Here is a 13,114-nt window from a genome sequence, read left to right as displayed (position 1 = left end):
CGATCATTCCAGCGCCAGCAGGGCAAAGGTGGCGAGCCAATGTTCGCCCATATAATCGCCCGCGACATGAGGCAGGCTGGCGTCGATATGGACGCGCGCGGCCCGCTCCGCGAGATCGGCGACCGGATCGCCAGCCCCCAAAGCGGCGGCGATCCCGCGCCAGCACCAGGCGCGGCTGAGGTTCAGGCCGTCGAGATGTGCGATCTTGCCATCGCTGCGATCCGATACGGTGGCGGGCGTGAACAGCGTCACCGGTTCGCCGCGCTCAAGATGCGGCAGGAAGGCGTGGAACCAGTCGGCAAAGTCCGCGCGATCCAGCAGGCGGCTCATCAGCAGCGCCTCGCACAAGGCGGGCGAGAGAAATTCGTCGCCGCCCGGCTCCCACGCCTGACAGGCGCGGTCCTGCCCAAACCAGCCGATCGCCTTGTCCCGGATCAGCGCGACCAGCGCGGGATCGCGCGTCTGTGCCCAGCCCAGCGTCAGGATCAGCGCGAAGGCGATGTTGAAATGGGTGCCGACCCGCAACGGATAGGTCAATTTGGGCAGGAAAGCACGGAAACGCGCTGCGAACGCGTCGGCCAGCGGCGCGAAGGCATCGGCCCAGGGCGCGTCATGCAGCGCCAGTTCCTGATGCAGCGCCAGCGCCCAGGCCCAGCCATAGGGCCGTTCGAACCCGGTGCTGAGCGGCCGATGCAGATAGGCCAGTTCGCCCGCCACCTTGTCCGGCACCAGCATCGCGTCGGCGCGGGCGCGGATCGCCTCGCCCTGCGCCAGTGCGGGAAACAGGCGCTTCAAACGCATCACCTGCCACCAGCCATGGACGCAGCTATGCCAGTCGAAACTGCCGTGGAAGATCGGATGATGATCCTGCGGCGGCCGGGCATCCTGCGGCCCGCCCATCACCAGATCCATCTTGTAGGGATAAAGTCGCCCCAGATGGGACAGGGTCAGCGTGGCGAAATTTTCGCCGATCTCTTGCGTCAGAAGCGTCATCGAAAGGCCAGCCAGTAGATAAGAGCGATGTTGACGATCAGCAGCGGCAGCGCGGTGCCGACTTGCCGCTTGATCACGCCATGCTTGTCCTTGAGTTCGAGCAGGGCGGCGGGGACGAGGTTGAAATTGGCGGCCATGGGGGTCATCAGCGTGCCGCAAAAGCCCGCCAGCATGCCGATGGCGCACACCACCGCCGGATCGCCATGATAGGTGCGGATGAGCAAGGGCACACCGATCGCGGCGGTCATCACAGGGAAGGCGGCAAAGGCATTGCCCATGATCATGGTGAAGAGCGCCATGCCGAGGGCATAGGCGATCACCGCGCCGAGCAGGCTGCCCTGCGGGATCGCCTGTTGCACGATGCCGCCCACCACATCGCCCACGCCGGCCAGCGCGAAGACCGCACCCAGGCTGGCCAGCATCTGCGGCAGGATCGCGGCCCAGCCGATACAGTCCATCAGCCGCCGACCCTGCTGCAACGGCACCAGCGCCCCGGCGCGCAGCCACAGGCATCCGGCCGTCATCGCGATCAGCACCCCCAGCGCCAGCGCGATCAGCGTCGCCTGCTTGGCATCGAACCAGTCCGGCGCGGCCTTGAACAGGAAAGTGCCGGCCAGCGCCGTCACCGGGATGACGAGCGCGATAACGAAGAGGCGATTGCCGAAGCGGTCGGCGCGCGCCTGCCGCTGCTCCGGCGGCACCACGCCATCGCCCCGGCCAAGGCCCAGCGCGCCGAGTGCGATCAATCCCAGCACCAGCACGCCATTGCCAAGGTCGCCCAGCCTGTCGCCCGCCCACATGGAAGTCGCGAGCAAGGCCCAGAAGGCGGCGGTCGTCCAGCGACGGGGATTATCCCGGTCGCGCGCACCCAGCAGGGCGAAAGCTGCGAATACCGCGCCGGCCAGCGCATAGACCCAGTGCAGCGTGATCATGGCTGCCCCTCCGCGCGCCGACGCGTCAGCCGCCTGTCCAGCCGCCATAGGCGGAATCCGTGGATCAGCAGCGCCGCGATCGCGGTCGGGATCGCCCAGACCGACAGCTGCAACGGCTCCAGGCTGATGCCATATTGTTCCAGCAGTCCCTTGATCAGCAGGATGGAGCCGATGGCGAGGAAGATATCTTCGCCGAAGAAAAGCCCGATATTGTCGGTCGCCGCTGCCCAGGCCTTGATCTCCTCGCGCTCCGCATCGTCCAGATCGCCCGCCTGACGCTCGGCCGCCGCTTCGGCGATCGGCGCGACCAGCGGGCGGACCGTCTGGGGATGGCCGGCAACGGAGGTCAGGCCGACGGCGGCCAGCATCTGCCGCAGGATCAGATAGAATGTCAGGAAACGGCCAACCGTCGCCCCGCGCATCTTCGCGATCAGGCCGCGCGCGCGCTCCTGCAACCCGTTCGCCTCCAGCAGGCCGACGACCGGCAGCACGATCCAGATGATGCTGACATAACGGGCATCGTTGAACGCCTTGCCGAAGGCGGCGAGGATCGCCAGCGGGTCAAGCCCCGCCGCAAGGCCCGTGACGATGGCTGAGGCCAGGATCACCAGCAGCGGATGGAAGCGCAGCAGGAAGCCCGCCACGATGATGGCGATGCCCAGCAAAACCATCAGCCGCGCCCCCGCTTCATGCTCACAGCCCCGCTTCGATCGCCAGGCGAATGGCGTCGGCCGCCGTGCGCGCGCCCAGCGCCCGCAGCATCGCGGCGCGGTGCATCTTCACCGTCCGTTCGGTAAGGCCCAGGTCAAAGGCGATCTGCTTGTTGAGCTGCCCCTCCGCCATTCCGGTCAGCACGGCGCGCTGACGATCGGTGAGCGTCGCGATCAGCCCGGCGGCCTCCTCCCTGCGCGGCAGGCCTGCATCCTCGACCGCCACCTGCGACCCCAGATACCAGTCGAGCGCACCATCGGCGCCGAAGATCGGCGCGATCATCACCGCATTGCGAAAGCCCGTCCCGTCCTTGCGATAGTTGAACAGTTCGACCAGCACCGGCCGTTGCGCCTTCAGCGCGCCGCGGATCGTGTCGATCGCAGCACCCTCGGTATCCGCCCCCGACAGGAAACGGCAATTGCGCCCGATCACCTCATCCTGCGCATAGCCGGTCAGCGCGACGAAGGCGTCGTTGCAGGCGACGATCGGATTGTCGGGCAGGCGCGGATTGGTGACGACGGCCGCGACGGCGCTTTCCGCGATCATTGCAGTAGTCGTCGGGGGCGGCGTTGCGGGGGTCGTTTCGGGCAGGAGCATGAAAAACGGGCACTCGAATGACAAAAGGGGAGCATCGCCATAGCGACGCCCCCCGTCATGGTGCCCAATTCAACCCTCGACCGCAAGGCAAGGGAATGGTTTCAAAAGGTCAGCCGGCAAAATTGCCCTGATGGGCGAAGCTTTCGATCGGCTTGCGATCGCTCGGTTCTTCGCGCGCCTGAAGCGCTTCGGGCAGGACCGATTTGTCGCCCTGACGCCCGATCGCGACCGCCGCCTCGATCCGGAAACGCTCCGGCACGGCCAGTTCGGCCCGCGCCTTGTCGAAATCCACGCCGGTCATGCCATGGGTGTGATAGCCAAGCCGCGTCGCCTGCAACGCGAGCAGCGCCCAGGCGGCACCCGCATCGAAGCTGTGGCTGTGCGACGGCTTATAATCGTCCGATCCGGGTGCGGCCATCAGCGTGTCGGACAGGATGAAGACGATCGCGCCCGCATTCTTTACCCAGCCCTGGTTGAAGGGTAGCAGCAATTCCAGGAAGCGCTGCCAGTCGGCATCGTCGCGATGGGCGTAGAGGAAGCGCCAGGGCTGATAGTTGAAGGCCGATGGCGCCCAGCGCGCGGCGTCGAAAATAGTGTCCAGATCCGCCTGCGGGATGGCGGAACTGTCGAACGCACGGGGCGACCAGCGATCGAGGAACAGGCTGTCGACGGCGCGCGTGGAGGCGCGGGGATTGGTGGCCATGCTATCTCCTGGAAAAGGAATAAAGATTGGACCGCCTATGTAGGCGATAGCCAGCGCTTGCGAAGGGGTCAGTTGACCGTTTCGCGTGCCGGCGCGGGCACGTCGCAAGAATCGGACAGGTCGAACAGGGCATCGGCGTCCCGATCGATCAGCACGACCGAAGGCTCGCGAAGCAGCGCCTGCGCCAGCCGCGCTCGCCACCGCCCGAACAGGCCATCGGCCCCATCCTGCTCCTGCCCATCCTGCATAGATACTCCGCGCCGACTCATGCGACTTATCTACTGATGCTATAGAGAATCGTCCTGCAAGCAATGCTGGACCGCGCGACAGAAAAATTTGGGGGCGGGTCGGCCGCCCCCATCGCTTATTTCGGCATGCCGGACAGGCCGCTCGCGCGCCGCAGGGCATCGCCGTCCAGCCGATAGCCGTCGAGGAAGACGGTATCGACCTGGCGCAGCCGGGTGATGTCCTTCGACACGTCGCCATCGACCAGGATGATGTCTGCCTTCTTGCCCGGCGCGATCGATCCGATGCTGTCGGCAAGGCCGGTCATCCGCGCCGGCACGATGGTCGCGGTCTGCAAGGCCTGCGCATTGGTGAGACCGGCCTGTTCGTAGAGTTCCAGTTCACGCACCAGTTCGAGGCCATAGCCATCTGTACCGGCGACGATGCGGACGCCGGCCGCGTGCAGGCGGCCGACCAGCCCGACCATCTTGTCGAAACTCTTGCGATAATCGTCCCGCGTCAGCCCGGCGACCAGCGGATAGCCACCGATTTTCCAACTGCGCGCGACCGACGGCGGGGCGATGTCGGCAAAGGGCGCATATTCGGGCGAAATGGCCGTGCCGTCCGACGTCATCAGCGGTTCCCACACGGTCAGGGTCGGGTCGATGATGGTGCCCCGCTTCGCCAGTTCGGCGTAGAAAGCTTTCATCTGCGGGGAATCCAGATCGACATCCTTGCCATATCGGGCCGGTCCCTCCAGCCGCGCGGCGGTGTTGGCCTTGTCCACCACATCCTGCGGCATCGCCTGCATCATGATGAAGTTGATATGGGTGATCTCATCATAGCCCGCCCGCACCGCATCGAGCGGGCGCATGCCGGCGGGCACATGGCCGTGAACGTGCAGGCCCAGCTTATGTGCCTCTGCCGCCGCCGGTGCGATCCAGGCCGGGTCCATGGACGTGTAGAATTTCGCGCCCCACAGGCCCGCCGCCTTGATCTTGTCGACCGCCGCCACCGCTTCGGCCGCCGACGACACGGTCAGCGCGCCCTGCGCGGCCAACGGATCCTTGCGGTCGATGATGACCGATATCTTCCCGTCCGGTGCCAGCAGATCGCCGGCCGCCCGGCGCTTCTGAATGCTCAACGCCTCGTCGATCATGGAGCCGGGGCTGCGATAATTGGTCATGCCCGTAGCCAGATTCTGCAACAGGTTCCAATCGTCGCCGACATGCTGGTGCGCGTCCCACAGGCCGGGCGACAGCGTCTTGCCGCGCCCGTCGATCAGGGTCGCGCCGACCGGCGCCTTGATGGAGCCGCCCGCGCCGACCTTGGCAACCTTGCCATCGGCGATCAGCACCGCGCGGTCGGGCAGATAGGTGCCCGCGACCGAATCGAACAGCAGCACATGGTCGATCAGTGTCGGGGTGCGATTGGCGGGGCTGAGGAACCGGTGTGCCACATCGCGCACCATGGCGGCGGTGGCCGCATCCTGAATATCCTTCAGCTTCGGCCCGTTCTTCTCATAACCCGCCGGCAGCAGCGATATCACCCCGGCATTGCCGAAGAAGCGATCATCCTGGTCCAGCCACATCGGCGAGGGGGAAAAGCCATAGCCCTTGATGAAGGCCAGCTTGACGGTCTTTGGTCCCTGCGGTCCGTCTATCTGTACCGACTGGCCGATGCTGATGCTGGCATGGCCGGTCGGCAGCAGGTCGATGCCCTTGTCGCCGGCGGCCACCAGCGCCTCGATATCCTTCTCGCCCGCCAGCCAGGGGCCGCCATATGTGTTGTATCGCCTGCCCGCATAGGGCGCGGCGCCCTGGTCGATCACCGTCTTCCAACGGCCGACGCCGTCCGCACCGACGCTGAACGTCTCGGCCGCATCGCCCTGGTCGGTGAAACCGCGAATGACGATATTGCTCGGACGCCCGTCGGCGCCGATCTTCATCACCTCATCCGTCTCCGTCACCCAACCGCGCAGCGACATGGACATGCGATAGGCGACCTGTCCGTCCGCCGGCGTCCAGGACCAGATGTCGCCATGATTGCCGGCGGTCGAACTGATGGTGAAATGGCGCGCATCGGACGGCGCCGTCAGCAATTGTTCCTTGGGTGTCGGCGCCGCCATGGCGATGGACGAAATGGCGGCAAGCAACGAAGCCAGTATCGTTCGGCGCATATCTCACTCCCCATATTTTGTGGGAGCAGACTGACGCGCCCGCGCGCGCCGCGCAATGGCTTTTCGGTGCGATCCTGGGGGCTGCGGCCGGTCGCCCGGCGCAGCCCCCATGTGCCTTGTCAGTAACGCGCGCGAATGCTGGCGAAGAGCGTACGCCCCGTTTCCGGGAAGCCGTCGGTGAGCGTGTAATAATCGTCGAACAGATTACGGCCGCCCACGCCGATCTCGATCCCGTCGGTGATGGCATAATCGACGCGCAGCCCCGCATTCACATAAGCGCCGGTGCGATAATAACGCTGCCGCGCGCTGGCCGGCAGGGCGGTGAACAGGGTCCAGCGGTTCGACGCCAGATCCACGCTGGGGACGATGTGCAGCTTCTCGATCGGTGCCCAGTCGAGATAGGCGAAGCCCTTGTGCGTGGGCACGCCGGTCGGGTGGAACAGCGGGTTGGCGGCATAGTCCAAATTGCGCTTGGTGCCGGTATAGTTGAATCCGGCGTCCAGCCCCGGCAGGATCGTCGCCGATACCGACAGTTCGACGCCATAATATTCGCCCTTGCCGACATTGCGGCTCTGCGACAGGTTGGTCAACACGCAGCCCGTGACCGGCACTGCCGGCGGCGTGGTCGACGCGGTGCAGGGATAGGCCGGCGTCGGCACGCTGAAGATCGCGTTGCGTACCCAGCTGTAGAAGAGCGCGCCCTCCACCCGCAGCTTGCCCGCCGCCCAGCTGCCGCCGATTTCCGCATTGGTGGCGCGTTCGGCCTTCAGATCGGGATTGGGGATGGCGGTGTTGAAGCGCTGGCTGAACCGTTCGAAGATGGTCGGGAAGCGCGCGCGACGACAGGCTGGCGTGCAGGTTGACCGCCTCATTGGCCTGCCAGTCGAACCGGCCCTGTAAATTCCACGTATCCGCATCGCGGCGGGGATAATCATACAGCACCGACGCGCCCGATGTGCCAAGCGGCGCGCCATATTCCTGCGCCTTGATGAGGTTGCGCCAGTCGAAGCTGCCGCCCAGCGTGAAGCGCAGGTCGGGCGTCAGGCGCAGCTCATTTTCCAGCGCGGCGGAAAATGTTTCCTCCGTCTGGGTCTGGCGCGGCTCGGTCGTGCCGACGCCGGCGGTGGAGAAGCTGGTCTGATACTCGACATGCTTGTCATGCCGATAATGGAAGGCCAGACGCAGCGTATCCGCCTCGCTCGCCTCGAAATCCAGTTGGGCCGATCCGCCCCAGGCGCGATCCTCATAGGGGCTGTCGAACGTGTAGGGCCGGGTCTGCGTCGTCATCGTCCGGTCGGTGAAGCTGCGCAGGATCGAATCGAACTGGTTGTAATAAGCGCGGGTCTTGAGCGTCGCCCGGTCGCCGAGCGCGGTGGTCGACAGGAAATAGACACTGGTGATGTTCCATTCCGGCCAGTCCCAATAGCGCGGCGTCGTCACCGTGTCGCTGATGTGCAGCGGCGCGCCCTTCGCCCCCTCCTGATAGGTGTAGCTCAACGCATATTCGTCGGTCGCATTTGGGGTGAAGCCGACCTTGGCATTGACGCGCCAGTCGCGGGTGCGCGAAAAATCGCGCGCGCCGCCATCCTCCAGCGCGACATTGCGCGGGGTAAAGTCGTTGGGCAGATCCCAATGGTCGGTGAAGCTGCGCGCATAGCTGGCCTGCGCATACCATGTGTCGTGGCGCGTCCCGACCTTGGCGGAGACATTATAGCCGGCATAGTCGGTGTCATTGTCGAAATTCACCGTGCCGCGCAGGTCGATATCCAGCGCCTTGGTCGGCTTGGCGGTGACCAGGTTGATCGCCCCACCCATCGCGCCCGGCCCGTCCAGCACCGACGCATAGCCCTTGGCCACCTGCACTTCGGCGATGTCGGTGGTCAGGAAACGGCCATAGTCCAGCCGGTTGTCGGCGGGCAGATAGACGCGGATACCGTCGATCGACAGCGGCACCTGAAACCGGTCGAAACCGCGCACGAACACCAGCCGCTCGTTGCGCGTGCCGCCGCTATTGCCGGACGACACGCCGGGCATCAGGTTGATCGCGTCGTCCAGCGCGGTACGGCCGAACGTATAGATGGCGTTCGAGGACAGGGTATTGGTATTGGTATTGGTATCGATCTCGATTCCCTGGGTGCGGGGCGCGGTGACGATGATCTGCCCCAGCGAGAAGCGATCGCTCCCCTCCTCCGACTGAACCTGCGCCTGGGCCTGGCCCGCAAGGGCACTGCCCGCCAGCAACAGGGCGGTGAAAGCGATCCTCATATATTTTCCCCCTTTTCCGGTCGTTCGACTCGATATATCCGGCCGTATATAGCGAAATATTTCGGAGGGAAGCCCCAGATGCCATTCAGCGCCCCGTTCCAGCGCCTCGCGCCGGCCGCCATCGCCGCGCTTCTCTGCACCGCGCCCGCCGCTGCGCAGATGGACCATGCGCCCGCCCAGTGCGTCGCCCCGGCGGATCTGCCCGCGCCAATGGCCTCCTGGCGCAATCCGGTCGCTTTGAAGGCCGCCGCCGATGGCAAGGGCGCCGCGCGCGCCATGCTGACGCCGGGCCGCACGGTGTCGCTGGCGCTGCTCCCCACGCCCAAGGTCGCCTATCCGGTGCGGCCGGCCAAGCCGGGCGGCAGCGTCAGCCATGGCGGATTGGCCAGCTTCACAGTCAAGGAAGCAGGCACCTGGCGCGTCGCGCTGGGATCGGGCGCCTGGGTCGACGTGATCAGCGATGGTCAGGCCGCGACCTCGACCGCCCATGGTCATGGACCGGACTGTTCGGGCATCCGCAAGATGGTGGATTATGACCTGAAGCCCGGTCGCTACACGCTGCAAATCGCGGCCAATGGCGAGGACAGCCTGACCCTGCTGGTGACGCGCCTGCCGTGAAGCCCCTGCTGCTGGCGGCCGCATTGCTGATGCTGGTCGCGGCCGGCAAGCCATGGCGTTGGGATCTGCCGGCCGGGGTGGACGCCCCGCCCGTGCCCGCCGACAACCCGATGAGCGCGGCCAAGGTCGAACTGGGCCGCCGACTCTTCTATGATGCGGATCTGTCGGCCGACGGCACCATGGCCTGCGCCGCCTGCCATGAACAGAAACGCGGCTTTGCCGATGGCAATGCCACCCGGCCGGGCGTGCATGGCGATCCGGGCCGGCGCAACGTGCCGGGGTTGGCCAATGTCGGCTGGCTGTCGCCGCTGACCGCCGCCGACCCCAGCCTTACTCGGCTGGAGGATCAGGCGCTGGTGCCATTGCTGGGCACCCAGCCCGTCGAAATGGGCATGACGGGTCGGGAAACGGAATTGCCGCGCCGGCTGGGCGCCGATGCCTGTTATCGCACCATGTTCGCCCGCGCCTTCCCGGCGGAAAAGGGGCGGATCGACACGCGCACGGTCACCGCCGCACTCGCCGCCTTCCAGCGCACCTTAATCGCGCGCGACAACCCCTATGACCGGTTCCGCCGGGCCGAAGCCAGCATCCCCGCCGCTGCGCAACAGGGCCTCCGCCTGTTCGACCGGCATTGCGCCGCCTGCCATGGCGGGCAGGATATGACCGACCTGCGCTATCATGGCTTCGAACCCGCAGAGGCGCGCGACCCCGGCCTCATCGAAAAGACCGGCCGGGCGGCGGATGCGGGCCTTTTCCGCACAGCATCGCTGCGTAACGTCGCCGTCACCGGTCCCTGGTGGCATGACGGGTCGGCCCGCAGCATGACCGACGCGATCCGCCGCCATCGCCTGCCCATATCCGAAGATGCGATGCCCCCGATCGCTGCGCTCCTCGAGCAATTCACGGACGTTATTTTCCTGACCGATCCACGCTTCGCCATGCCCGATCACGCCTGCGGGAAGCGGCTATAACACCCGACCCTAATTATATTTCAAATAGTTAGGCCACATGCTTCCATATGCAAATATCATTTCACATTTCAGAATATTTCATATACACGTAAAGTCATCGATCGATCACCGCACAGACCAGATAAGCGGGACGGTCATAGGACAGGAGGAGAGGATATATTCGCTGTGACAGGCGAAATAGATTCACAACCATGATCATGATGTGAACAGTCGTCGTTCGGCGGATCATTATGATGATCACTGATACACCCAAAAAATGCTCCGCTTGCATAGTTGATGATTATATCAATAGCGTCGAGCCTGACTTTCTGACCGTTGCCATATCAGGATAATAAAACGGCAGAGTTTTAACTATATTGTATCACAAGCATACAAATGGGGAGGATATTATGACCAATAAGCAGATATTATTCGGCGCCAGCCTGGCCGTATTGGCCGGCCTTGGCGCAACGCCCGTCGCATCGGCCCAGGATGCCGTGCCGCCTGCCGCGTCGGACATCATCGTCACCGCCCAGTTCAAGTCGCAAAAGCTGCAAGATACGCCGCTCGCCATCACGGCCCTCAATGGCGAAGCGCTGGAAGCGCGCGGCCAGACCAATATTTCCGAAGTCGCGGCCCAGACGCCCAACGTCACGCTCGCCCCGCAAAACGGCTATCTTGGCCCCGGCATCATCGCCTTCATTCGCGGCGTGGGCCAATCCGACCCCAATTTCGCGCTCGAACCGGGCGTGGGCATGTATATCGACGACGTCTATCTGCCGACGCTGACCGGATCGCTGCTGGACCTGATGGACCTCGACCGGGTCGAAATATTGCGCGGGCCGCAGGGGACGCTGGCCGGCCGCAACTCGCTGGGCGGGTCGATCAAACTCTATTCGGTCAAGCCCAAGGGCGACGGCAGCGGCATGCTGGAAGCGACCTATGGCAGCTACAACCGCATCGACCTGCGCGGCTTCATCGATCTCAAACTGGCCGAAAACCTGTTCCTGCGCGTGTCCGGCGCCAGCAAGAACCGGGACGGCTATGTCAAGCGGCTCGACTATGCGCTGACCCATCCGGGTTCCAATGTGCCGACCCAGGCGACGGATGCCGATCCGGAGCTGGGCACGCTGGGCGGGCAAAGCTTCATCGCGACCAAGGCGGCGCTGCGCTGGTTGCCGACCGACAATATCGAAATCAACGTGTCGGCCGATTATACCCGCCAGCGCGACGAAGCCGGCGCCAGCGTACTGATCTTCGCCAACAAGGCCGGTACCTTCCCCGGTCCCAGCGCGACCGGCGGACCGCGCCCCTGGCTGGCCGGCGTCAACGGCGCGCCGGTGGCGCTCAACTGCGCCTTCGTCGCTTTCGGCGTCAACAGCTGCGACACGCCACCGTCGGGCTACAACAAGAAGTTCATCAGCTACGCCACCTTCACCGACAATGCGACGCGCGACGGACAGATGGCCTACAAGCCATTGTCGCTCGACCCGCATTCGGACCTCGACAATTATGGGTTCGCTGGCACGATCGACTGGACCATCAGCGACACGCTGTCGCTGAAGTCCGTCACATCCTACCGCCATTATGAGGCCGACTGGTCCTTTGCCGAAGGTGCACCGGTCCAGTCGTCCATGTTCGAACAGCAGCAGAGCAACACCCAGTGGAGCCAGGAATTGCGCCTGAGCGGCACCGCGCTCGACCGCCGGCTCGACTATACGGTGGGCGGCTTCTACTTCGACACGAAGGGCAAGTTTACCGGCCGTATCGACCTCAACTATGCCGGTATCGACTTCCTCCACGGCCCAGATCCGACGCCCGCCAAGAACAAGGCATTGTTCGCCAATGTCAGTTTCAAGCCGGTCGACGCGCTGACGTTGACGGGCGGCATCCGCTCGTCATGGGACGAGAAGGATTATGGCTATGTCCGCCGCAATCCGGACGGCACGGCGATCCAGGGGCCATGCGCCTTCTTCCTGGGCGCGCCGACTGCTGGCCCAACGGGCGTGGGCAATGCGCCCAACTGCCTGCTCTTCGGCCTCAATGGGCTGGGCGCCCATTTCAAGTCGCAGCGGACCGACTGGCGCATCGCGGCGGACTATCGCTTCTCGCCCGAATTCATGATCTACGCTCAGGTGTCGACCGGCTATCGCGCGGGCGGCGTCAATCCGCGCCCCTTCTACCCCAGCCAGGTTCGCCCCTTCTCGCCCGAAACCATCACCGCCTATGAAGCGGGGTTCAAGTCCGACCTGTTCAATCGCATGCTGCGCTTCAACGTCTCGGCCTTCTTCAACGATTACAAGAATATCATCCTGACCGTGTTCAATTGCCCGACCGATGCGGGCGCGGAAGGCACGCCCTGCCTTCAGCCCACCAATGTCGGGTCGGCGGACGTCAAGGGCATAGAGTTCGAAACGACGATCCGGCCGACCAGCCGCCTCAGCTTCGATGGATCGCTCAGCTATCTCGACTTCGAATATACGTCGCTGGGCAGCGCCAATACCGGCGTCACGCTGGACATGGTGCCGCCCTTCACGCCCAAATGGAAATGGAATGCCGGCGCGCAATATGATGTGCCGGACGTGCTGGGCGGGGAATTGAGCTTCCGTCTGGACGGCAGTTACCAGTCCCATATCTATGTCGACGCGATCAACACGGACGCGGCCACCGTGTCGGCCACGGCCACAGGAGCAGGCGGCGGCGCATTGCCCACCTTGGTCGCGACCAGCCGGATCGACGGCTATTTCCTGGCCAATGGCCGCGTCACCTGGCGCAGCGGGGACGATGGCTGGAGCGCATCGCTGGAGGTGCGCAACCTGACCGACAAATATTACTTCACCTCGATGAACACCAATTTCAGTTCGGTGGGCGTCCTGTCCGGTGCGCCGGGCCTGCCGCGCACCTGGGCGGTGACGCTCAAGAAGCAGTTCTGATCGATTGA

General features: G+C 64.7%; 10 protein-coding genes and 2 pseudogenes. 3 read left to right on the top strand and 9 right to left on the bottom strand.

The window, feature by feature from the left end:
- Nucleotides 1-3 precede the first annotated feature (3 nt).
- The 9 genes and pseudogenes from F4U95_RS07870 to F4U95_RS25095 form a co-directional block, all read right to left on the bottom strand.
- Nucleotides 4-993 carry a DUF2891 domain-containing protein gene (locus F4U95_RS07870; RefSeq protein WP_150425235.1) on the bottom strand — a complete coding sequence of 330 codons (990 nt, stop codon included), beginning with the start codon at nt 991-993 and terminating at the stop codon, nt 4-6.
- Nucleotides 990-1,925, bottom strand: a complete 936-nt coding sequence (locus F4U95_RS07865) for a DUF979 domain-containing protein (RefSeq protein ID WP_120252294.1) — start codon at nt 1,923-1,925, stop codon at nt 990-992. Before F4U95_RS07865 ends, F4U95_RS07870 begins: the two co-directional genes overlap by 4 nt.
- Nucleotides 1,922-2,599 (bottom strand): DUF969 domain-containing protein, encoded by a 678-nt coding sequence (locus F4U95_RS07860; protein ID WP_150425234.1) that lies wholly within the window; start codon nt 2,597-2,599, stop codon nt 1,922-1,924. The genes F4U95_RS07865 and F4U95_RS07860 overlap by 4 nt, the downstream gene beginning before the upstream one ends.
- 19 nt (nt 2,600-2,618) lie before the next feature.
- Entirely contained in the window at nt 2,619-3,182 is a 564-nt protein-coding gene (locus tag F4U95_RS07855) for a LuxR C-terminal-related transcriptional regulator (protein ID WP_150425233.1), read from the bottom strand.
- Nucleotides 3,183-3,342: 160 nt separating this feature from the next.
- Entirely contained in the window at nt 3,343-3,936 is a 594-nt protein-coding gene (locus F4U95_RS07850; RefSeq protein WP_150425232.1) for a nitroreductase family protein, read from the bottom strand.
- Between the two features lie 68 nt (nt 3,937-4,004).
- Nucleotides 4,005-4,184, bottom strand: coding sequence for a hypothetical protein (locus F4U95_RS07845; RefSeq protein WP_150425231.1), 180 nt, complete (start codon nt 4,182-4,184; stop codon nt 4,005-4,007).
- Nucleotides 4,185-4,300: 116 nt separating this feature from the next.
- Nucleotides 4,301-6,340, bottom strand: a complete 2,040-nt coding sequence (locus tag F4U95_RS07840; RefSeq protein ID WP_150425230.1) for an amidohydrolase family protein — start codon at nt 6,338-6,340, stop codon at nt 4,301-4,303.
- Between the two features lie 260 nt (nt 6,341-6,600).
- Nucleotides 6,601-7,212, bottom strand: a pseudogene (locus F4U95_RS25100) (TonB-dependent receptor domain-containing protein); the annotation flags it as partial.
- Nucleotides 7,213-8,203: 991 nt separating this feature from the next.
- A pseudogene (locus F4U95_RS25095) lies at nt 8,204-8,605 on the bottom strand (TonB-dependent receptor plug domain-containing protein); the annotation flags it as partial.
- A gap of 78 nt (nt 8,606-8,683) precedes the next feature.
- On the opposite strand from F4U95_RS25095, the gene F4U95_RS07830 reads away from it, so the two are divergent.
- The 3 genes from F4U95_RS07830 to F4U95_RS07820 all read left to right on the top strand — a co-directional run bounded on the left by F4U95_RS07830 (nt 8,684) and on the right by F4U95_RS07820 (nt 13,106).
- Complete coding sequence (locus tag F4U95_RS07830) at nt 8,684-9,223, top strand: hypothetical protein (RefSeq protein WP_150425229.1); 540 nt, start codon at nt 8,684-8,686, stop codon at nt 9,221-9,223.
- Between the two features lie 29 nt (nt 9,224-9,252).
- Nucleotides 9,253-10,194, top strand: a complete 942-nt coding sequence (locus F4U95_RS07825) for a cytochrome-c peroxidase (protein ID WP_150425270.1) — start codon at nt 9,253-9,255, stop codon at nt 10,192-10,194.
- A gap of 389 nt (nt 10,195-10,583) precedes the next feature.
- On the top strand, nt 10,584-13,106 hold the full coding sequence (locus F4U95_RS07820; protein ID WP_150425228.1) for a TonB-dependent receptor: 2,523 nt from the start codon (nt 10,584-10,586) through the stop codon (nt 13,104-13,106).
- Nucleotides 13,107-13,114: the final 8 nt, after the last annotated feature.

The organism is Sphingobium limneticum (genome assembly GCF_008710165.1).
In the GTDB taxonomy this organism is placed as follows: domain Bacteria; phylum Pseudomonadota; class Alphaproteobacteria; order Sphingomonadales; family Sphingomonadaceae; genus Sphingobium; species Sphingobium limneticum.
Note: the sequence above shows the minus strand (reverse complement) of the source record. Positions and strands in the feature narration are given on the sequence as shown.